Annotated in this window: 26 protein-coding genes, 4 tRNA genes and 1 pseudogene; 25 read left to right on the top strand and 6 right to left on the bottom strand. The window is 35.1% G+C overall.

Annotation, left to right across the window (positions count from 1 at the left end; all coding sequences use genetic code 11):
* The first annotated feature begins 113 nt into the window (after positions 1-113).
* Together WBP_RS06275 and WBP_RS03845 are read left to right on the top strand one after the other, a co-directional pair.
* Positions 114-374: a hypothetical protein gene (locus WBP_RS06275; RefSeq protein WP_369799960.1), complete on the top strand. Its 261-nt coding sequence runs from the start codon at positions 114-116 to the stop codon at positions 372-374.
* Positions 375-502: 128 nt separating this feature from the next.
* Positions 503-1,501: a pyruvate dehydrogenase complex E1 component subunit beta gene (locus tag WBP_RS03845; RefSeq protein WP_167896124.1), complete on the top strand. Its 999-nt coding sequence runs from the start codon at positions 503-505 to the stop codon at positions 1,499-1,501.
* A gap of 68 nt (positions 1,502-1,569) precedes the next feature.
* On the opposite strand, the pseudogene WBP_RS06415 reads toward WBP_RS03845, so the two are convergent.
* The 5 genes and pseudogenes from WBP_RS06415 to tkt all read right to left on the bottom strand — a co-directional run.
* Positions 1,570-1,727: pseudogene (locus tag WBP_RS06415) on the bottom strand (TrbC/VirB2 family protein); the annotation flags it as partial.
* A 130-nt stretch (positions 1,728-1,857) separates the two neighbouring features.
* Positions 1,858-1,986: a hypothetical protein gene (locus WBP_RS06045; protein ID WP_255324085.1), complete on the bottom strand. Its 129-nt coding sequence runs from the start codon at positions 1,984-1,986 to the stop codon at positions 1,858-1,860.
* Between the two features lie 448 nt (positions 1,987-2,434).
* Positions 2,435-2,767, bottom strand: coding sequence for a hypothetical protein (locus WBP_RS03840; protein ID WP_167896123.1), 333 nt, complete (start codon positions 2,765-2,767; stop codon positions 2,435-2,437).
* 38 nt (positions 2,768-2,805) lie between these two features.
* Positions 2,806-2,904 carry an ankyrin repeat domain-containing protein gene (locus WBP_RS06270; RefSeq protein ID WP_225416141.1) on the bottom strand — a complete coding sequence of 33 codons (99 nt, stop codon included), beginning with the start codon at positions 2,902-2,904 and terminating at the stop codon, positions 2,806-2,808.
* Between the two features lie 602 nt (positions 2,905-3,506).
* Complete coding sequence (tkt, locus tag WBP_RS03830; protein WP_167896122.1) at positions 3,507-5,489, bottom strand: transketolase; 1,983 nt, start codon at positions 5,487-5,489, stop codon at positions 3,507-3,509.
* 113 nt (positions 5,490-5,602) lie between these two features.
* On the opposite strand from tkt, the gene rpsD reads away from it, so the two are divergent.
* The 12 genes from rpsD to fmt all read left to right on the top strand — a co-directional run bounded on the left by rpsD (position 5,603) and on the right by fmt (position 12,723).
* Entirely contained in the window at positions 5,603-6,217 is a 615-nt protein-coding gene (gene rpsD / locus WBP_RS03825; protein WP_011256861.1) for a 30S ribosomal protein S4, read from the top strand.
* 9 nt (positions 6,218-6,226) lie between these two features.
* Positions 6,227-6,313: transfer RNA gene (locus WBP_RS03820), tRNA-Leu, on the top strand.
* A gap of 27 nt (positions 6,314-6,340) precedes the next feature.
* Positions 6,341-6,535 carry a Fe-S cluster assembly protein IscX gene (iscX, locus tag WBP_RS03815; RefSeq protein ID WP_167896121.1) on the top strand — a complete coding sequence of 65 codons (195 nt, stop codon included), beginning with the start codon at positions 6,341-6,343 and terminating at the stop codon, positions 6,533-6,535.
* 1,274 nt (positions 6,536-7,809) lie between these two features.
* Positions 7,810-7,992 (top strand): hypothetical protein, encoded by a 183-nt coding sequence (locus tag WBP_RS06385; RefSeq protein WP_041571399.1) that lies wholly within the window; start codon positions 7,810-7,812, stop codon positions 7,990-7,992.
* Positions 7,993-8,247: 255 nt separating this feature from the next.
* Complete coding sequence (locus WBP_RS06380; protein ID WP_246165898.1) at positions 8,248-8,415, top strand: hypothetical protein; 168 nt, start codon at positions 8,248-8,250, stop codon at positions 8,413-8,415.
* Between the two features lie 577 nt (positions 8,416-8,992).
* On the top strand, positions 8,993-9,301 hold the full coding sequence (locus WBP_RS05795; protein WP_246165896.1) for a hypothetical protein: 309 nt from the start codon (positions 8,993-8,995) through the stop codon (positions 9,299-9,301).
* Between the two features lie 488 nt (positions 9,302-9,789).
* Positions 9,790-10,098 carry an integration host factor subunit alpha gene (locus tag WBP_RS03800; protein ID WP_167896120.1) on the top strand — a complete coding sequence of 103 codons (309 nt, stop codon included), beginning with the start codon at positions 9,790-9,792 and terminating at the stop codon, positions 10,096-10,098.
* Positions 10,095-10,430, top strand: a complete 336-nt coding sequence (locus WBP_RS03795; RefSeq protein WP_011256858.1) for a MerR family transcriptional regulator — start codon at positions 10,095-10,097, stop codon at positions 10,428-10,430. The genes WBP_RS03800 and WBP_RS03795 overlap by 4 nt, the downstream gene beginning before the upstream one ends.
* Positions 10,431-10,637: 207 nt before the next feature.
* The gene (locus WBP_RS03790; RefSeq protein ID WP_041571588.1) at positions 10,638-11,081 is read left to right on the top strand and encodes a PAS domain-containing protein; all 444 of its coding nucleotides are present in this window, start codon (positions 10,638-10,640) and stop codon (positions 11,079-11,081) included.
* Between the two features lie 113 nt (positions 11,082-11,194).
* A complete protein-coding gene (gene rpmI, locus WBP_RS03785; protein ID WP_167896119.1) occupies positions 11,195-11,401 on the top strand; it encodes a 50S ribosomal protein L35 in 207 nt (68 codons plus the stop codon).
* A gap of 20 nt (positions 11,402-11,421) precedes the next feature.
* Positions 11,422-11,787 carry a 50S ribosomal protein L20 gene (rplT, locus tag WBP_RS03780; protein WP_011256855.1) on the top strand — a complete coding sequence of 122 codons (366 nt, stop codon included), beginning with the start codon at positions 11,422-11,424 and terminating at the stop codon, positions 11,785-11,787.
* Between the two features lie 27 nt (positions 11,788-11,814).
* The gene (gene fmt, locus WBP_RS03775; RefSeq protein WP_041571490.1) at positions 11,815-12,723 is read left to right on the top strand and encodes a methionyl-tRNA formyltransferase; all 909 of its coding nucleotides are present in this window, start codon (positions 11,815-11,817) and stop codon (positions 12,721-12,723) included.
* An 84-nt stretch (positions 12,724-12,807) separates the two neighbouring features.
* On the opposite strand, the gene WBP_RS03770 is transcribed toward fmt, so the two are convergent.
* Positions 12,808-13,314 (bottom strand): hypothetical protein, encoded by a 507-nt coding sequence (locus tag WBP_RS03770; protein WP_167896118.1) that lies wholly within the window; start codon positions 13,312-13,314, stop codon positions 12,808-12,810.
* A gap of 203 nt (positions 13,315-13,517) precedes the next feature.
* Between WBP_RS03770 and carA the strand changes: the two genes are divergently transcribed.
* The 11 genes from carA to rplL all read left to right on the top strand — a co-directional run bounded on the left by carA (position 13,518) and on the right by rplL (position 19,384).
* Positions 13,518-14,669, top strand: coding sequence for a glutamine-hydrolyzing carbamoyl-phosphate synthase small subunit (gene carA / locus WBP_RS03765; RefSeq protein ID WP_167896117.1), 1,152 nt, complete (start codon positions 13,518-13,520; stop codon positions 14,667-14,669).
* A gap of 114 nt (positions 14,670-14,783) precedes the next feature.
* Positions 14,784-14,865, top strand: a tRNA-Tyr gene (locus tag WBP_RS03760).
* A gap of 4 nt (positions 14,866-14,869) precedes the next feature.
* A tRNA-Gly gene (locus WBP_RS03755) sits at positions 14,870-14,941 on the top strand.
* A gap of 78 nt (positions 14,942-15,019) precedes the next feature.
* Positions 15,020-16,192, top strand: coding sequence for an elongation factor Tu (gene tuf / locus WBP_RS03750; protein WP_167896116.1), 1,173 nt, complete (start codon positions 15,020-15,022; stop codon positions 16,190-16,192).
* Between the two features lie 15 nt (positions 16,193-16,207).
* Positions 16,208-16,280 (top strand) — tRNA-Trp (locus WBP_RS03745).
* Positions 16,281-16,299: 19 nt separating this feature from the next.
* Positions 16,300-16,500, top strand: coding sequence for a preprotein translocase subunit SecE (gene secE, locus WBP_RS03740; protein ID WP_225416108.1), 201 nt, complete (start codon positions 16,300-16,302; stop codon positions 16,498-16,500).
* Entirely contained in the window at positions 16,490-17,326 is an 837-nt protein-coding gene (gene nusG, locus WBP_RS03735; protein WP_167896115.1) for a transcription termination/antitermination protein NusG, read from the top strand. The genes secE and nusG overlap by 11 nt, the downstream gene beginning before the upstream one ends.
* A 2-nt stretch (positions 17,327-17,328) precedes the next feature.
* Positions 17,329-17,769, top strand: a complete 441-nt coding sequence (locus WBP_RS03730; RefSeq protein ID WP_011256849.1) for a 50S ribosomal protein L11 — start codon at positions 17,329-17,331, stop codon at positions 17,767-17,769.
* Positions 17,770-17,773: 4 nt separating this feature from the next.
* Positions 17,774-18,427, top strand: coding sequence for a 50S ribosomal protein L1 (rplA, locus tag WBP_RS03725; protein WP_011256848.1), 654 nt, complete (start codon positions 17,774-17,776; stop codon positions 18,425-18,427).
* 11 nt (positions 18,428-18,438) lie between these two features.
* Positions 18,439-18,957, top strand: a complete 519-nt coding sequence (gene rplJ, locus WBP_RS03720) for a 50S ribosomal protein L10 (protein WP_167896114.1) — start codon at positions 18,439-18,441, stop codon at positions 18,955-18,957.
* Positions 18,958-18,982: 25 nt separating this feature from the next.
* Complete coding sequence (gene rplL, locus WBP_RS03715) at positions 18,983-19,384, top strand: 50S ribosomal protein L7/L12 (RefSeq protein WP_167896113.1); 402 nt, start codon at positions 18,983-18,985, stop codon at positions 19,382-19,384.
* The last annotated feature ends 64 nt before the right edge of the window (positions 19,385-19,448 follow it).

The following is a 19,448-nucleotide window of genomic DNA, read 5'->3' as shown; positions in this document are numbered from 1 at the left end:
CTGCGAATTTATCTAATCTTTGTACTAACTTTACCAAAAATTCTACTATTTTAGGTACAATTGCGATATCTAAATTTAAGGTATGAGGATGAACCCTATGATTAGGAAAGTTTTTGATATCTTTTTATAATATTATTTATTTCTTTTCTTATATTGGAAATACTGATAATAAATCTGGTACCGATGATGATATAACTGCTCAAGTAATATGTAATATTATCGGCTACGTTTGGGGAATAGGTGGACCTCCTATAACCGTAGTAATGATAGGTGTTGTTTCCAGATTGTTTGCCCCATTAATAATTATAACTTCTATAACATCTGCTTCGATAGCTGGCAGCATTACATACACAATGTTACAACCCTACCACTAAATTGAAAGAAGTGGCTGTCCAAAATCAACAATATGGTGTTTATAAAGCTTAATTTGTAGCAATATCTGCTTTACTCATCCCTGGTAACTTTGATATAGTTATTAGGTTAAGATCTATAAAGTTTATAAATGGTAACCTTGAGTGTAAGAGAAGCTTTATGTACAGCAATTAGAGAAGAAATGCAAAACAATCATGATGTATTTATCATGGGTGAAGAAGTTGCGGAGTATGATGGCGCTTATAAAGTAACAAAAGGGTTGCTGAAAGAGTTTGGAAAAAATAGGGTGGTTGATACACCCATTACTGAACATGGATTTGCTGGTCTTGCTGTTGGAGCAGCATTTGCTGGACTCAGGCCAATAGTTGAATTTATGACTTTTAATTTTTCCATGCAGGCTATTGATCAAATTGTGAATTCCGCAGCAAAAACAAATTATATGTCAGGTGGACAGCTTGGATGTCCCATAGTATTTCGTGGACCAAACGGCGCTGCAGCAAGAGTCGCTGCACAACATTCTCAATGTTTTGCATCTTGGTATTCGCATGTACCAGGATTAAAAGTAATAGCACCTTATTTTGCCTCCGATTGCAGGGGTCTGCTCAAAGCTGCAATTCGTGATCCGGATCCAGTAATATTTCTAGAAAACGAGATCGCTTATGGGCACGAGCATGAAGTTCCTGATTCTGAGCTATCGGACAAAGACTATCTGCTTGAGATAGGTAAAGCTGCTGTTATACGGGAAGGAAAGGATGTAACTATTACTGCTTTCTCATTGAAATTAAAGGATGCTTTAAATGCAGCAGATTTACTTTCAGGTGGAGGCATAGAAGCTGAAGTTATTGACTTAAGAACTTTAAGACCTCTTGATACTGAAACTATTATTAATTCTATCAGGAAAACTAATAGATTAGTTAGCATAGAAGAAGGTTGGCCATTTGCAGGAATAGGAGCAGAGCTTTCAGCTGTTGTTATGGAGCAGGGATTTGACTACCTTGATGCCCCAGTTGTACGTGTAACTGGCAAGGATATTCCCCTTCCCTATGCTGCAAATCTAGAAAAAAAAGCATTACCGCAAGTGGAAGACATAGTTGAAACTGTGCATCAGGTCTGTTTTAGAAAAAAATAAGCCTTAAATTTCCAATACAAAGAGCAATCCATTGGTAGAAGGATTTATTTCTTTTTATCCACTCCATATCATCCCATTAAAGAAGTATTTTCACCTGTATCACCCATTACTTTTGTCACAATAGCTTTAGCACCAAAAAATACAGTATAAAATATACCTAATGCAAAAAGGACCACCAGGGTATTTTACCAAATATCGCAAGTAAAGCTGCACCTATAGATAGAACCTGCTATTGACGTAGTTATAAGGTTCATATAGATAATTCTTGAAAACAGTGGTCTTTTTTTCTGCTTTACCCTTACTAAAATCTGTTTTACTCTTGATTTTTCCTGTAAGTATTCTACTATGTCATTGTTTTATTTGTCAGTGGCAAGATCCAAAAAGCTCTTTTCATTTTTATCTCGTGCTTCAAAATTTGCTCCTTTTTCTAAATATTTTACTTTGTCTGCATGACAATTGTTTGTAGCATGAATAAAATAATCCATCTATCTTGATCCATTGCGTTGAGTTATATTTTACCTAATTATAATATTGGTCTTTATTATCTCTACATTACTGAATATAGCAGTAATATGTAAAGAAGTCCACTCTTCTTTTTCGTGCCAATATTTGCTCTACTTTTTAATTCTGTCAGTTCCTTTCGCGCTTTTTTTACAACGCTTTTGTTTTAGAATGCTGGTTTTTGTTTTGCCTAATTCACTATTAATTGTTATGTTTTTACTTCCTAGATCTCGTATTTTTTGTTTTAATAATTGATTCTCTTTCTACTCATTCTTGAGTTGAACACATGATCTTTTTAGCTGAACTTCAAGCTTCTTTATTTCCTCTTCAGAGAGTAAGGGAATCGTTCCGTTCTCATCTTTATACATGGATGTCTGTTCTGGAGAAATATGTATTTCACTATCATCACTAATACTATTACTACGTGTACCATCATACTATTTGTAGTAAAAATCTGTAACATTTGCTGGAACAGTTACATAATTTCCGTTTACAGATGTTATCATAAATGCTTATTCTATAATAAATGGTAGGTACTTCTACCTTGAAGCTTGATTTTAAATTTTTTGCTTTCTTCTGCGGCTTTGCACGATAACTTTTTTCTGCTTCCTCTAACATTTTTATTATAGTATACCTGTTTAGTACATCACCAGCCACCTCTCTTGGAACTTGATCCTGAGCATCTTTTAATAAGGGTTTTACTCGATCATCACTTAGTAACGTTGCATTATCTCTATGATTACCATGCAAAGTAACGATATGCAAAGGGGTAGGTCCACACCATCTTTAGATCTGTCTTTTACTCAGATATTAACACCTACTTTCTTGTCTAGTAAAAGCTTTACCATTAGTAGATTGTTACATTCTACAGCGAGGTGTAGTAATGTCCAACCTTCTGAAATTTCCTCTGGGGTTTGTATACTAAATAAATGATTCTTATCTATGCCAAGGCAAAACTTACTATATTCTGCTTCATCTTTTTCATGTAACTCATTTCCTACTCTTTTAAGTAAATTATCCTCATTTCAAATCTTGGCTCTTGCTTGCTTTTTGTATGATTTTAAACAACTTTTCCTTTTCTATTACCATAACCCTTCCCTCTCAGTTTACTTATCATTGTTGTATAGTTTCATAGAAAGGTTAAATTTATCGAAGTTCTATATTTCATCTAAAAATTAATCATAAATACTTTCTTGTATTCCCTATCATCCCAGTAGATATCCCGCTAATAAGTAGCAGAATGACGGTTGTTATTTAGCTGCAAATATTTAATAAATTTACCAAACAAGAAAAAAGAAATCCTTCGGCAGCTATTTATTCACTATACATTTTATCAGTTGGCGTTTTTTTGGTAATGTAGACAACAATGTAAAAAACATAAGGTGCAAGATACATTAAGTTTTTTTGTCATTTAATCTGTACAGAGAAGATAAATAATTAACTCAAGTACTATAATAAGAAGGCTGGCGAAGTTTGTCAAGTAGTTTTTTGTAGCCCTCATGGTTTAGATATAAACCAGCTTCTCACACACGCATTTTACTACATAATCGGTATTGATATTAAAATGCTCATAAAGCCTTTTATAAGGTGCTGATTCTCCAAAGCTTTTCATACCGATAAATATACCGTTTGAACCTATGTATTTATGCCAACCCATTTCACTTCCAGCTTCAATTGCAACTTTAATGCTGTCATTATTTAATATTGCATCTTTGTATTCATCGCTTTGCTCATCAAAAAGTCTCCAGCATGGCATAGAAACAACCCTTGTACCTATACCTTTTTCCTGCAATTTCTTTCTTGTCTCAATTGCAATCTCAACTTCAGATCCGGTTGCAAATATTGTCACTTCTAGCTTCTCTGAGTATTCACACACAACATATGCACCAGACTTTGATAGGTTGGTAGATTGATCAACATTAAAATGGAATTTGCGCATGTAGCCTAAGTTTTGCCTTGAAAGCGCAAACAGTGCAGGTGACTCTTTTTTTTTCAATGCAATGCTAATACACTCCAGAGTTTCAATTGCATCAGTTGGCCTAAAGACATATAAGTTTGGTACAGTGCGTAAAGAAGCTAAATGCTCTATCGGCTGGTGAGTTGGGCCGTCTTCTCCTACTCCAATTGAATCATGAGTCATTACATATATAACCTGCTGTTTCATTAAAGCTGAAAGACGTATAGCAGGGCGACAATAGTCAGAAAATACCAAAAAAGTGCCACCATAAGGAAGAATTCCACCATGAAGAGCCATTCCATTCATGCAAGCTGCCATAGCGTGCTCTCTCACTCCATAATGGACGTAAGAACCACTATAGTTATTATTATCTATTACTTTCATATGCTTATATTTAGTACAATTTGATCCAGTAAGATCAGCAGATCCGCCAATTAATTCCGGCATAGACTCAGTTAAAAGTTCCATTACCTTGCCAAAAGAAGACCGTGTAGCTTCATTTGGCATTGTTTCATGTATTTGTTTCTTTAAGTTAGCTAAATCATCATCAATGTTATCTGGTAAGCGTTTATCTAGCCGTCTTTGAAGTTCTTTATTTTCACTGGGTTCCAGTGCTTGGCGCTGGAATGACACTGAATTGTAATTTTGTTTTGCTCTCTCAACTGTTTCCATCCAAGCATTTTTCACATCTTTTGGCACATGGAATGGCACATAATTCCAGTTTAATTTCTCCCTCATCTGTTTTACATCTTCCTCCGTAAAAGCACCGCTATGGGCGGAGGAAGCGCCAGCACGGTTTGAGAACTTTCCAATGATGGTCTTGCAGCAAATCAATGTAGGTTTGTCAGACTTTCGCGCTTGTTCTATTGCAAGGGATATAGAATTAAAATCATGGCCATCAATTTTGTTAACATTCCACCCATACGCTGAAAAACGCTTTTCTGCATCATCAGAGCAAGAGAGGTGAGTAGCACCATCTATAGAGATGTCATTATCGTCGAAAAGGGCTATCAACTTATTCAATTTTAGATGCCCAGCAAGTGATGCTGCTTCATGACTTATTCCTTCCATGAGACAACCATCTCCTAGCATTACATAAGTGTAGTGATTAATTCCAAACTGATTTTTAAGTATCGATTCAGCAAGTGCCATGCCAACAGCGACAGCAAACCCCTGCCCTAATGGACCTGTTGTTGCTTCTACCCCAGGAGTCAAGCCAAATTCTGGATGACCTGGAGTTTTAGATGTGAGTTGCCTGAAGTTTTTCAGCTCATCTATACTAATATAACCTGTCAAATATAATATGGAGTATAACAACATTGAACCATGGCCGTTTGATAGAACGAAACGGTCTCTATTAACCCATTTAGGATCATCAGGGTTATGATTTAGGTACTGAGCAAATAGTACAGTTGCAACATCTGCCATTCCAAGTGGCATGCCTGGGTGCCCGGAGCTCGCTTTTTGTACTGCATCGATTGATAAAAAACGGATGGCACTTGCCATGGATTCTAAAGGTAAATAATTCATACGTTAATAGGAAAACTTAAAAGTGAAGTATAAGAAATTATACTGGTAAAAACAAGTTGACACCCAATGATAAAATCCTTAATAATCTAGAGTTAGATTGTGAGAGTTTTTATATGACAACTGTTATCAATAGAAAGTATAGAATCAGCCGTAGGCTTGGTATAAATTTATGGGGTAGAGCAAAAGATCCGGTAAACAGAAGGAAATATCCTCCAGGTCAGCGTGGTATTCTTGGATTTAAAAGGTTATCTGATTTTGGTAAGCAGTTTGCTGCACATAAGAAGTTTAAGTTTTACTATGCAATTTCAAGTAAGCAGCTTAGGCGTATATTTTTAGATGCTTATAACAGGAAAGGTTATACAGCTGATAATTTTATTGGTATCTTAGAATCAAGGTTAAGTTCTGTTTTATACCACTCTGGCCTCGTGCCAACAATTTATTCAGCAAAACAGCTCATATCTCATAAACATGTTACAGTTAATGATAAGATTGTTAATATACCAAGTTATCGAGTAAAACCAGGTGATATAGTAAAAATAAGAGAAAGGGCAGCAAAAATCCCTGTAATAGTAGAAGCTGTACAAAAACAAGAGCGCAAGGCTCCGGATTACTTAGAAGCAGACAGTAAAGAGTATTCAGTAAAGTATTTAAGAATACCTCAATATTCCGAGGTTCCTTACTCAGCAGACATGGAAGTTAATTTAGTAGTAGAGTTCTACTCTAGATGAATAAAAAGAGCCCGTGTGGCGGAATCGGTAGACGCAGCGGACTTAAAATCCGTGGGTCTTGCGACCTTGGGAGTTCAAGTCTCCCCATGGGCACCAATTTAATTATCAGAAGACACAAAAAATATGAAATGGCTTGATATAGAGAACATCGCAGAAGCTTTGGAAGAAAAATTTCCAGGTGAGGATATAGTTAACATTAGATTTACCGAACTTAAGGAAAAGGTCTTAAATTTAGAGGGGTTTAGTGATGATGAAAAGCGTTGTAATGAAAAAATACTCGAAGCCATTCAAGCAGCTTGGATTGAGGAAAGGTCTTAACAATAAGAAATAGCTACCACTATTAAGCAGTATAATGTGTCATCCAAGTAGCTCACAGAAATACAAAAAGCTACTTGACAAGCTTTACCAGCCTTATCCTAGCAGTGGGGTTATTTTATATAACTTCCCAATTTGTGCAGATTAAAATGATAAGAAGATCTTGTATTTGGCGTATTATTATTTAATTTTTCGCACTATATACACCATATGTCTTTACAAAATTTCTAAATTCTTACCTATATAAGCTGAAGCACGCTTATGAAGCGTTTAAGACATCACCCAACATCAAATTTGAAATAAGGAGTTAGTAACTAGTTACTGTAGGGTTTTTTGCCTTTTTTTCTATTTAATAAATTTCCTAAATATTTGTAACTACCGTCGTTCCTTAGCGAGATCTAAAGATACTGTGGAGTATGATGAGGAATTGCCATTCCAGTGTGTTGAATCCCAATGTCGGAGCACTGGAATGACAAAAAGAGGGGAGTGGAATAAACAGCAAGGACGCTCACTAACATAGAAAATATAAACTTTCTCAAACTCATTGAGTTATGCTTTCAAAACGGTAGTACGGGATGTGAGTATAATGATTATTAATATATAAAAGTCATAGCGAACAACTTAAAGCGGCAGGCACTGGTGCAGTGAGACGAATAATATTTAGTATGCCTTCACGCTCGACGAAGCCCATATGCGTAAGAGTAATAATTGTGAGCTATTCCCAGCGAAAAGCACTCGCTCGATACTAGGTGCATAATGCAGTCTGATTGGTATAAAAAGCTATTTCTAGAAGTAGAACTATCCATAGAACAAAATACTAAGTATAAATTTCAAACAGTGCGGAGAGAATACAAAATTGCAACGTCTGTTGGGGGAACATTAACTAGCAAGAAGGTGATTTTATTATTGTCAACGACCCACTGAGTTCCGCTCAAGCTTTGAGCGAAACGCTTAGAAAGCGTGCCACAAGCTAGTTTGATCAGACTTTAGTAACTGGCTCAACAATAGAAAAAAGGAATAATTGTACTTGTGATGCATAGGCTACATCAGGAAGATTTAACCTGACACCTTCTCTCCAAACCGAAAAATATGTTGCATTAAATTTGTTTGCCAACAATAGCTAAAAATAAGGAGTCTATCTATTCAATTGAAAAGCCAATGTCTCCTTCTCTTATTCCTGTAATCAGAGTAACTACAAATAATTACAAGAGCTGAATTACAGCATCAAGTGCTAAAATAACGCCATCGTAATATTACCCTCGAGGGAAGAAGATCAGTTGCTATATCTTCTAGATGGAGGAAAAGAAGAGATTGAAACGATAAAAATTGACTTGGGAATTACGCTTTTGCTGTACAATATCAACAAAAACCCTCTGTCGCTTTTAAGTGATATAATTAAACAAGAGTGGGCTGGAAGCGCTATAGAAGTTTTCCTGATGATCTCTTTGCCTATAGCTTAAAGCTAGAATACTGCAGTTTTAATAGGCGACGCTAGCAACTTTAGCGTCCGCACTACCTGGGCAAAGTAGGTAATAAATTCTATTTACTTGATGTATAACGTGCAAAATTTGAATATCCAAAACTCTTAGTTTTGTCCTTAGCAGAAAGATGGATGCCACATGCAATTTTGATTGAAGCAGAAACAAGTGGTCAACAATTAGTACAAGATCTGAAGGTAAGCAGTGATTTAGCCATTGTCGAAATAATGCCACATAATGATAAGCTTACTTGATTTCATTAAATTAGTTCCTACTATAGAGTCTGGCAAGGTTTTTCTACTGCATCAAGCAGTATGGCTAGAAGATTTTGAGTATGAGATTTTAATGTTTCCAGGAATCCGTCATGATGACCAAGTGGACAGCACCATACAATACCTGCAGTGAATAAGAAAAACTAACACCAATACCTTCAGAATCAGGGGTTGTGCCTATAATGCTTACTCATGAAACAATAGCTTCAAAGAAGACTTAGTATAAAATTATTAATAAATTACTTATAAAAATAAATCTTATGGAAAGCAGAGCTAAAGTTTGGTCATTTGGCTGATCAGTAACTTGGTTGTTATATTCAGCAATATGCAGGTAATCTACATCTTTATAAGCATAGATCTTGAAAAAGAACTTGAACTTACAATTATATAAGTTGCATTAGTTAACTCAGCATGTAATTGGACTTTTGCTATCTTACAATCTTTTAGAGGGGCAATGTTTGATGTTTTTTCCAGTGAAAAAGTTTATTCTTTCTTTGATTATTAATCATGTTCCTTGGGTTTTTTTATTCTTGTTAATAGTAACGATCTTGCCCATTTAATTCTACCTTAAGTGTTGATTGCAATCGAAGCTTCGTTTAGTTTTGTTGGGGCTGTTCACATAAGTAGCATATATTTTCCCATTGTCCAGTTTTGACTGATGTTCTCATTAGTGCAAACAATTTCGAGCCTTTCTGCACTTGGTAATTCAAGTGGCGTCCTCTAGCACGCCTGCCGAAGGTGCATATTGGAAGAACATGATTGTAAGCATAGTACTATTTAGTATGTTAATATTTGCACTTGTGTTTTTTCATCCAGACACGTTTTTGGAAAGTAGTTCAAAAAAACACATAATAAAAAGTTCTATAAAGACAGTAATATGTTCTGCATTAACAGTGCTAAGATCAAGAGATACCTGGATAATCTCAATAGTGGGTGCTATTACTTTTGGAATATTTTTAGCACTTAATACCTTGTGGGCTCTAAAGCTACTTAGCAACTTAGAGCTTGGTGCAACGTAATCAGGTGCAGCTACTGCAATATATAGCTTGGTCTTGCAGTTGGTACTCCAATTGCAGATAAAATCTCAAATCTACTCAAAAACAGGAAGCATGTAATCTCTACTTTTGCTCTTTTGCAAGACGCTTCAGTTGTCTACTATGCAGCTACTTAACTGTTCATGTTGTATACTTTTGCATGTTAATATTCGATTTAGCTGAGGAGGACATATGCTTAATTTTACTGTTGGTAGTGAAATTGTGAAACGAAAATACATCAGTACATCATCATCCATTATCAATGTATTTATGTTTTATCATGAGCGGAATTATAGCATCAACGTTAGTACTTTTTACAGATCATAAAATGGCACTTTTCGCAGTATTTGCAATGTTAGCGGCCGTTAGCATTTTAAATTGTATTATAGAAGAAATGTATTCTAAAAAATAAGATAGCTGAATCTTGAGTCGATTGTTATATTATATTCACATACTGTAATACTTGCTAAATTATGGATTACCTTACAACAAAGGATATAACAGTAACTAAGGCAACAATAGCTGAAGATATAAACCAAGAAATTGGATTGTCAAAAGAAGACTCTGCTGCAATAATAGACGATATATTGGATGAGATAAAAGCAAGCTTGGTAAAGGATGGCATAGTAAAAATATCGTCATTTGGAACATTCTTGATTAAAAAAAAGAAAGAAAGGCCAGGAAATGTACCAAATACATCAAAAAAAGTAGTAATTCGGGCAAGAAATTCAGTCTCTTTTAGACCCTCAAAAGTGATAAAAAAGTTAATAAACAACCAATGAACAAGGAAAAATTATTTTATACAATTGGGGAAGTAGCTGAAGAGCTGCATTTAGAGCAGCACGTTTTGAGGTTCTGGGAGAGTCAATTTCGTCAAATTAAACCCATAAAACGTAAGGGAAGAAGGCTATATGATCATAAGTGTATAGAAGTCATAAAGAAGATAAAATACATGCTATATGATAAAGGATATACAATAAAAGGAGTGCAAAAAGAATTTGATAATAATATAAAAAGCAGTTGTAATTTTGGTAATCTATTACCACAACTTATCGACTTAAGAGATTATCTAATCAACAAAATAAATAGTGAGAAAAGTAATGAACAATTATAAGTATGACATAAATATATTTAACATATGTAGCTAAAAAGTTAACTAAAAAAGTGTGGGCTCACGTTAAAGAATGGTTAAAAAGAGTACCCGTATCAGTTACATAGGTAGTATGGAAATTTAAGTAATACATACCCTTGCGGTTAAGAGAAAATCAATACATTCACAGTAGATTAAGCTTATATCTGTGTTTTATATGTGAATATTAGAATGAGAATTTATGCAGGTAGAGAAAGAAGAATAGCAAATATAGTGACTCAGTACTGGAGTGAGATAAAAGGACCAGATAGAGACTGGCCAGAAAGACATGAGATAGATACTACTGAAATAATGGATTCATGGCAATATTGTTATATTATTGAGGTTAATGATCAAGGTTATATCTGTGAGAATGCAGGAGAAAAGGCTGTTGAGTTCTATGGTTTTGAGAAAAACATATGCATTGATAGCAAATATGTAATTGATGCACCATTTTTGCGATTATATAAAATAGATGCAGTTATTGATAAATTTGATACTATAGTAGATAGTAAGTGCCTAATCAATGAAGAGGAAGAAAGTGAAAGTGTTAAAATAAGGCAAGTATTGTTGCCACTTGGAAATGAAGAAAGTATAACCCATATATTGGGTGTAATTACATTTAAGCTCCTTTAATATACAGGTTGTGGTTGTATTACAACTTTAAGTTGCGTGCTATTTGATTCTTTGATAGAATTATTTATTCTGCTAAAGAATTTGACGGTAATGTTTGTAAACTTATTTGAGATATGAAGAAAATGAAATTGAAAACCAAATCCTCTGTTAAAAAACGTTTTAATCTTACAGCTAAAGGTAAAGTTATTTCTGCTCAATCAGGCAAAAGGCATGGTATGGTAAAGAGGAGCAAATCTAGTATTCGTAATCAGCGTGGTACTACGGTTCTTGGTAAATCTGACTCGCGCATAGTTAAGCTTTATATACCTTATGGTATTTAACAAAATGGAGGTAAGATAAAATGGCTCGGGTAAAACGTGGGGTTACTACTCACGCTCGTCATAAAAAAATATTGAATTTAGCAAAGGGTTATAGAGGGCGTGCAAAGAGTTGCTATAGAATTGCATTACAAAGGGTTGAAAAAGCATTGCAATATGCTTATAGGGACAGAAGAAATCGCAAGCGCGATTTTCGCAGTTTATGGATAATACGTATTAATGCAGCAGCGAGGGAACACGGGCTTACTTATGGTAGATTTATGCACGGTCTTGCACTTGCTGGAGTTGATTTGAATAGAAAGATTCTTGCTGAAATGGCCGTTAACTATAAAGATGATTTCACAAAATTAGCAGAAACTGTAAGTAGTAAACTAGCAGAGAATTCTTGATTTCCTTAAGCAAAAGTATTTAGCAGCATGAGAGTCATTTTTATGGGATCGCCAGAATTTGCTATCAATGCGCTAAATTCACTATTAAAGTCAAAAAATGAGGTAGTAGCAGTATATACCAAGGCTCCAAAGCCTTCAGGACGTGGACAAAAGCTAACAAAATCTCCAGTGCATATCATTGCTGAAGAAAGTGGTATAGAGGTATGCACTCCTACTTCTCTAAAACCTTTGGTAGAGCAAGAAAAATTTAAAAAATTTAAACCAGACGTTGCAGTTGTTGCTGCTTATGGGCTGATTCTTCCAAAAGAAATTCTGAATATTCTAAAGTATAGTTGTATTAATATTCACCCTTCACTGCTGCCTAGATGGCGTGGAGCAGCTCCCATACAGCACACGATTTTAGCGGGAGACCGAAAAACTGGAATTAGTATTATGCAATTGGATGGGGGGCTGGATTCTGGTCCCATTTTAAAACAGAAAAAATTTCTAGTTGAAAAAAATGACAATTATAAAACGTTACATGACAAATTGTCTAAGCTAGGTAGTAACTTACTGATGGAAGTGATAGATGAAATTGAAAAACACCCTCCTCTAGAACAAAGTGATGATGGCGCGTGCTACGCTGATAAGATCGAAGACTATAAAATTTATGCAAGTGACATTTGTGAAGTTGCTTATAGAAAAGTTAAAGCGTTTTATCCTAAGGCATTTGTCAAGATAGAGCATAAGCGTGTAAGAATACTCGATGCTGACTTTGAAGTAGATGCTTCTTTAACTTCAGGACAAGGTAAAATTATTAATGATAATATGCACATAAGTTTGAAAAGTGGCACTTTAATTCCTAAAATTGTGCAAATGGAGGGAAGGAATTCTTGCAATATTAAGGATTTCGTTCGTGGCTTAAAATTTAGTATGGTAAAAAAGTTTATAGAATAGAGCCTTGCATAGCTGTGGTAAAAAAACACAAGCAGACAATGCAGCCTACTTAATTAACGTACACAAAATAAACATAAAGATAAGCTATACCTGGTGTTCTTGTGGTGAAACAAGTTTTTCGATGCCACTAACAATAAAATTAGTTGTATTTTTAGCTATTTCATCGAGTTTGTCGTTTATGCTTTTACCTATTTCTTTATCTTCAGCATACTTATAATCCTTAGCATACTCATATATGGCTAAAGTAACTACAGCTGCACATATTACAGCTATACCAGTTTTTGCTATGATAAGCAGTGATAGCCCACCTGTAAATATAGATACTAATCCAACGGCTAGGTTTACAATCCTGCTTTGTGTTGTTTGTGATGTTAGTTGGTTTGGATCTGCCTGTTTATCCTCTAAAACATTCGATATTGTTTTTGAGGCAATTTTTATCGCTATTGCTACAACTAAGACCATGACTAGCCCTATAGTCATTTTTGCTAGAAGAATAATTGAGGGTAACATCATAATAAACAATAGCAAGCCAGTTCCTATAATTAGCCACTTCTGATTTATTTTTTTAAGTTGTCCTCCATTAACAAACATTGTAACCCTCCACTTTACTTGAATAATTTATTTATGTTTAATACGAAATATGAAAGCAGTCAATGATATATTTAAAAGGGTGTATAAAATTTTTTTTGTGTTATTCTCTATATAATTTATATGGCTAAGTTTAAAATTTTAGAAAGAATTATATATTATTTGAAATTCCTATATACTGTTTTAAATCAGTTAGAGAGAATTGAGTGCAAGACACAGTTCTAGTTTTACAAGATGGCAAGTGCTTTTTGGGAAAGTCGATAGGTAAGAAAGGCAAATGCATAGGTGAGATCTGTTTTACTACTGGTATTACTGGTTATCAGCATACTATAACTGATCCTTCTTTTGCTGATCAAATCATAATGTTTACTTTTCCTCATGTTGGCAATGTTGGAATAAACGATAAAGATAATGAAGGAAAGAAAATTTTTGCAAGTGGTGTGATTATGCGCGAACTTTCTCCTGCGTCTCATCCTTCTTCATATGTGAGTTTAAGCGATTGGTTAGAAAAAAGTAACTTGGTTGGAATATCAGGAGTTGACACTAGAGCCTTGACTAGGCATTTGAGAAAACATGGACCTCAAAACGGAATAATATGCCCATTAATCCACTCTAATGTCACCACGGTTTGTAACACTTGTACCTATGATGATCAAGCTATTTTGGTGATAAAAGGTCTATTAGATGAATTAAAGAAACATAAACCTGTAAATGGAATAGAAATAACCGATAGGGTCAGTTTAAATAACAATTTTAAAAGTGACCTTAATGCAAAATATAAAGTTGCGGTGGTTGATTTTGGTATAAAGGCTAGTATAGTTTCACGCTTAATAGAACTTGATTGTGCAATTGAGTTAGTTAAGCCAGATAGAGGTTTTGCTCAGAAAATATTAAGTATGTGTCCAGATGGTATAGTGCTCTCGAATGGTCCAGGCGATCCGCAAGAAATAGGAAAGAGTGTGACTCCAGAGATAGATGTTATTGTAAAATCTAAAATACCAATTCTTGGCATATGCATGGGTCATCAATTACTAGCGATTACTTTGGGGGCAAAAACTATCAAGATGAATGTTGGTCACCGAGGAAGTAATCATCCGGTTTATAACGTAAGTAGCGATAAAGTTGAGATCACTAGCCAAAATCATGGCTTTGTTTTTGATCCATCATCTCTACCAAATAACGTTGAGGTTACTCATATTTCTATGTTCGATAATAGTATAGAGGGAATAATGGCAAAGGATTACCCAGTTTTTTCTGTACAGTACCATCCAGAGGAAGCGCCAGGTACGCACGATTCACATTACTTATTTAGGCGTTTTATTGACAATATTGCGTTATATAAAGTGAAATCTGCGTGATTGTAATCAGGCGAGGTTTTATTGCTTGATTTTTTGGTTTTAGGTATTTAATATTAAGTGCAATAAAAGCTTAAGTTAGAATACTGGAATAGTGCTCTCTTAACAAATTCTTTTGGAGGAGTGACCGAGTGGTTAAAGGTAACAGACTGTAAATCTGTCCGCGTTGCGTACGTAGGTTCGAATCCTACCTCCTCCATTGTGCGGGTATAGCTTAATTGGTAGAGCTCTAGCCTTCCAAGCTAGTGGAGTGGGTTCGAACCCCACTATCCGCTCTTTTTTTTTTTGTATTTTTATAAAATCAATATATTATTTATTGATGTATTTGTATTTTAGGTAGAAAAGTTTTAATTATGACACAAGTAGTGGAAGCATTTGGGAAGCCGCATGTCAATGTAGGAACGATAGGACATGTGGACCATGGGAAGACAACATTGACAGCAGCAATAACAAAGCATTATGGAAATTTTGTAGCGTATGATCAAATAGATAAGGCACCAGAAGAGAGGAAAAGAGGAATAACGATTGCAACAGCACATGTTGAATATCAAACGGAGAAGAGACATTATGCACATGTTGATTGTCCTGGGCACGCTGACTATGTGAAGAACATGATAGTAGGTGCAGCGCAGATGGATGCGGCGATATTGGTAGTATCGGGAGTTGATGGGCCTATGCCGCAAACGAGAGAGCACATATTACTCGCGAAGCAAGTTGGTGTTGGGTATATTGTAGTATATATAAATAAAGCTGATGTATCCGATCCTGATATGATAGGTTTGGTAGAAATGGAAGTGAGAGAATTGCTGAGTAAATATGGGTTTCCAGGTGATGAAGTTCCAGTGGTAATTGGATCTGCATTGAAAGCGCTGGAGGATGATGAAGGTGAATATGGGAAGAAGTCAATAGACAAATTAATGGAGAGGTTGGATGATTATGTAGAAGTGCCACCAAGATCTGTAGATTTACCGTTCCTATTGCCGATTGAAGATGTATTTTCGATATCGGGACGTGGAACGGTAGTAACAGGAAGAATAGAAAAAGGGGAGATAAAGATAGGTGATGAGATAGAGATAATAGGTCTGAAAGCTACACAGAAGACAACATGCACTGGTGTGGAAATGTTTAAGAAATTGCTAGAAAAAGGAAGTGCAGGGTTAAATGTGGGGATATTGCTAAGAGGGACGAAGAGGGAAGAAGTAGAGAGGGGACAAGTATTAGCAAAACCAGGAACAATAACGCCGCACAGGAAGTTCAAGGCAGAAGTTTACATATTAAAGAAAGAAGAGGGAGGAAGGCACACACCATTTTTTGCGAATTACCAGCCACAATTTTATTTGAGGACGACAGATGTGACGGGAAGTATAAAATTGCTAGAAGGGAAAGAGATGGTAATGCCTGGAGATAATGTAAGTATAGAGGTAGAATTGCAAGTACCGATAGCGATGGATAAGGGATTGCGCTTTGCAATAAGAGAAGGAGGTAGAACTGTTGGTTCTGGTGTTGTTTCTGAAATTTTGGAGTAAAAGAGTTTGAGTCATAGGAGTGTAGCTCAATTGGTAGAGCGCTGGTCTCCAAAACCAGAGGTTGTAGGTTCAATTCCTATCACTCCTGCATTAATATTGTGGTAGAAATGTTAAAAAATTTGAGTGTCTTTTTTTGTAACATAAAGCAGGAAATAAGAAGAATTGCTTGGGTGAGGAAGCAAGAAGTGTTGTCATCTCTATTTGTTGTAGCAATTGTTATATTATGCTTTTCGGTTTTCTTTTGCTTTGTAGATTTTATGTCTCTTTATGCGATTAAGACTTTATTTGGAATTGTCTATGGCATATGAACATAAATGGTACATCATTAAAGTTAATTATGGGCACGAGAGGAATATACTTGAATTAGTAAGCAATGCTGTCTATTTTAAGGAGGTATTTATTCCTTATCAGACAGTATGTAACTCGAAGTCTGATATAAAAGAAGTATGTGAAGTGTATGTATGTATGTATCTATGTGATGAGAGTAGAGATATTTTAAGCAAAACGCTTGGATTTCACAGTGGTGATTCCAGTAATTTTAAAATAGTTTTAGATGAAGAGGTGAATTTAAAGCGCAAGGAATTCAATAAATATAAATGGTATATTTTAAGGGTTGCTTCCAATTATGAAGAAAAAGTGTGTCAACACGTACTGGAAAATTCTATGAGATTAGGGGTTAATGATTATTTTAAGGAAGTTTTCATTCCATATGAGGAACTAAGTGAAGTGGAACTAAGATCTAAAAAAGCTGCTATGCGAAGAAAGTGTTTTCCTGGTTATGTTTTTTTATATGTGGATTTGTGTGATGAAGTACTAAATTTTGTGAATAATATACCAAAGTCTCTTAAAGTCTATGGGTTCTTAAAAAATGGTAGTGTTCCAAAAGTGATTTCAGATGACGAGATTTACTCAATGTGCAATGCGCTTTACAATGCTCAAGAAACGAAAAAATTAAGCCATGGTTATGAAAAAGGTGAAAAGGTAAAAATTAATGATGGTCTTTTTCAGAATTTTACTGGTAAGGTAGATATGATTAATGATGAAAAGAAAATTATTAATGTAGAAGTGTCAATTCTAGGGAAGCCAACAATAATAGAGCTTGATCTAGCTCAAGTAGAGAAAATAGAGGATTAATTATGAGTGTTGTAATTGCCAAGATTAATTTACTGATGGAAGCGGGAAAGGCAGTTCCTGGACCAAAGATTGCTTCAGTACTTGGTCCGCGCGGCATACCTGTTCCTAAGTTCTGCGAGGCTTTCAACAAAGTGACTAGCACAGCTAATGCCAATTATAAAGTGGGTGATTTAGTAACGGTGCGGATTTCCATAAAGGATGACCGCTCTCACGATTTTACTGTCAGTGGCCCACCTGTGGCTTACTTGCTTAAGCAAGAAGCTAAATTGAGCAAAAGTTCTAGCAACCCTGGTAAAGAATTGGTAGCTAAATTGCCTATGTCTGCTATAATTAAGATAGCAAGATATAAGATGGTTGACATGAAAGTGGATAATGAAGATTCAGCAGTGAAAATGGTTATAGGCACTGCTAAATCTATGGGTATAGAAGTTATAGAAGGTTAGAAGCATGAATATACATAGCGACAGTCCCAGGCAATGTTTAGAAGAGATTATCAAGTCTGCTTCAGCAAAGTTTAACGAATCAATTGACATTGCAGTTAATTTAGGTATAGATTCGCGTAAATCTGAAGAACAAGTGCGTGGTACAGTAGTTTTACCTAAAGGTATTGGGAAAGATATTAAAGTGGCTGTCTTCACTCAAGGCAAACATTTACTAGAAGCTGAAAAAGCTGGTGCTAATATTGTAGGGGGAGAAGATTTAGTTCAAGAGATAAAAAAGGGTAAAAAACTGGATGTTGATTGGTGTATCACTACTCCTGATTTCATAGCAAAAATCACTCCTATTGCAAAAATATTGGGTGCTAAAGGGTTAATGCCTAATCCTAAATTTGGTACCATGACTTCCAACGTTGCAGAAGCTATTAAAACCATCAAGTCTGGTCAAATAAAATTTAGGACAGATAAGAACGGTATTATTCACGGCAAATTAGGGAATATTAAGTTTAGCGTTGATGATTTGCTGAAAAATTTAAAAGCCTTTCTTAAAGTAATTAAAAGTAACAAACCCATTTCTGTAAAAGGAGTATACTTTAAGAGCGTTTTTTTAAATTCAACTATGGGTAAGGCTTATAAAATGAGTAAAGTGGAAGATATAATTTAGGGAGTAATACCGTGAAGCGTGAGAATAAGGATGAGTTTATACAAAATATAATAAACGTGTTTGTAAATAATGATTTTTTGATACTGATAAATTTTAAATCTATAAATGCTAGCGATTCATTAATCCTTAGGGATAGCTTAAAGTCTGCAGCGAGTGGAATGCTAGTAGTTAAAAATACTCTAGCCCGCTTAGCTTTAGAAAGAGCTGGTAGATTTTCTTATTTATTAGATAGATTTTCTGGTCCCGTTGCTATTATATACTCCAGTGGTATAGTAGAGGCTGCAAAGCTAATAGTTGATTTCACTAATTCTAATAAAGAAAAGATGTCTGTGATTTGCGCAGCTCACTTAAACCAATTACTTACAGTGGAGGATGTTAATAAACTAGCTAAGTTGCCTTCTCTAGATGAGTTGCGTATTAAAATTATGCGTTTAATATCTTATAATATCCCTGCCAGGTTAGCGTTGTCTATTAATTCACCCTCTATTAGGCTTATGGGAGTATTGGGTTATTATAGTTCTAAAAAATAAATTTATTGTCAAGTAAGGTAGTAGTATGAGTAATGTAACAAACGATTTAGTTGATAAAATATTATCTTTAAACTTATTAGAGGCCTCTGAGCTTGTAAAAGTTCTAGAAGAGAAAATAGGGTTACCTGCTGGTTCTTTTGTTGATGGAGCTGTTAGTGCTAGTGCACCTACTAGTGATAATGCTGCCAGCCCTGTTGCTCAAGAAAAAACTGAATGTAAAGTTGTGATTAAAGAAATTGATGCAAGCAAAAAAATGGAAATCATTAGAACAGTGAGGAAAATTGATCCTACATTAGGCTTAAAAGAAGCAAAAGAGTTAGTCGAATCCTTACCTAAAGATTTGACTGCCAGTGTTCCTAGGGGTGAAGCAGAGAAAATAAAGCAACAGCTCATCGATGCAGGAGCAACCAAAGTGGAACTCGAATAGGATGTTTATATTTAATATATTAATTTTATATTAATATAGCCCTTTTAGTTAATTTGAGGTGTTT

This window comes from Wolbachia endosymbiont of Brugia pahangi (assembly GCF_012030695.1).
Classification (GTDB): Bacteria; Pseudomonadota; Alphaproteobacteria; order Rickettsiales; family Anaplasmataceae; genus Wolbachia.
This window is presented reverse-complemented; position numbering and strand designations above follow the sequence as displayed.

Excerpts from the sequence above, each read along its gene's own strand:
- WBP_RS03845 (WP_167896124.1), top strand. The coding sequence starts at position 503 with ATGGTAACCTTGAGTGTAAGAGAAGCTTTATGTACAGCAATTAGAGAA.
- WBP_RS06045 (WP_255324085.1), bottom strand. The coding sequence starts at position 1,986 with ATGGATTATTTTATTCATGCTACAAACAATTGTCATGCAGACAAAGTA.
- tkt (WP_167896122.1), bottom strand. The coding sequence starts at position 5,489 with ATGAATTATTTACCTTTAGAATCCATGGCAAGTGCCATCCGTTTTTTA.
- rpsD (WP_011256861.1), top strand. The coding sequence starts at position 5,603 with ATGACAACTGTTATCAATAGAAAGTATAGAATCAGCCGTAGGCTTGGT.
- iscX (WP_167896121.1), top strand. The coding sequence starts at position 6,341 with ATGAAATGGCTTGATATAGAGAACATCGCAGAAGCTTTGGAAGAAAAA.
- WBP_RS06380 (WP_246165898.1), top strand. The coding sequence starts at position 8,248 with ATGATAAGCTTACTTGATTTCATTAAATTAGTTCCTACTATAGAGTCT.
- WBP_RS03800 (WP_167896120.1), top strand. The coding sequence starts at position 9,790 with ATGGATTACCTTACAACAAAGGATATAACAGTAACTAAGGCAACAATA.
- WBP_RS03795 (WP_011256858.1), top strand. The coding sequence starts at position 10,095 with ATGAACAAGGAAAAATTATTTTATACAATTGGGGAAGTAGCTGAAGAG.
- WBP_RS03790 (WP_041571588.1), top strand. The coding sequence starts at position 10,638 with ATGAGAATTTATGCAGGTAGAGAAAGAAGAATAGCAAATATAGTGACT.
- rpmI (WP_167896119.1), top strand. The coding sequence starts at position 11,195 with ATGAAGAAAATGAAATTGAAAACCAAATCCTCTGTTAAAAAACGTTTT.
- rplT (WP_011256855.1), top strand. The coding sequence starts at position 11,422 with ATGGCTCGGGTAAAACGTGGGGTTACTACTCACGCTCGTCATAAAAAA.
- fmt (WP_041571490.1), top strand. The coding sequence starts at position 11,815 with ATGAGAGTCATTTTTATGGGATCGCCAGAATTTGCTATCAATGCGCTA.
- WBP_RS03770 (WP_167896118.1), bottom strand. The coding sequence starts at position 13,314 with ATGTTTGTTAATGGAGGACAACTTAAAAAAATAAATCAGAAGTGGCTA.
- tuf (WP_167896116.1), top strand. The coding sequence starts at position 15,020 with ATGACACAAGTAGTGGAAGCATTTGGGAAGCCGCATGTCAATGTAGGA.
- secE (WP_225416108.1), top strand. The coding sequence starts at position 16,300 with ATGTTAAAAAATTTGAGTGTCTTTTTTTGTAACATAAAGCAGGAAATA.
- nusG (WP_167896115.1), top strand. The coding sequence starts at position 16,490 with ATGGCATATGAACATAAATGGTACATCATTAAAGTTAATTATGGGCAC.
- WBP_RS03730 (WP_011256849.1), top strand. The coding sequence starts at position 17,329 with ATGAGTGTTGTAATTGCCAAGATTAATTTACTGATGGAAGCGGGAAAG.
- rplA (WP_011256848.1), top strand. The coding sequence starts at position 17,774 with ATGAATATACATAGCGACAGTCCCAGGCAATGTTTAGAAGAGATTATC.
- rplL (WP_167896113.1), top strand. The coding sequence starts at position 18,983 with ATGAGTAATGTAACAAACGATTTAGTTGATAAAATATTATCTTTAAAC.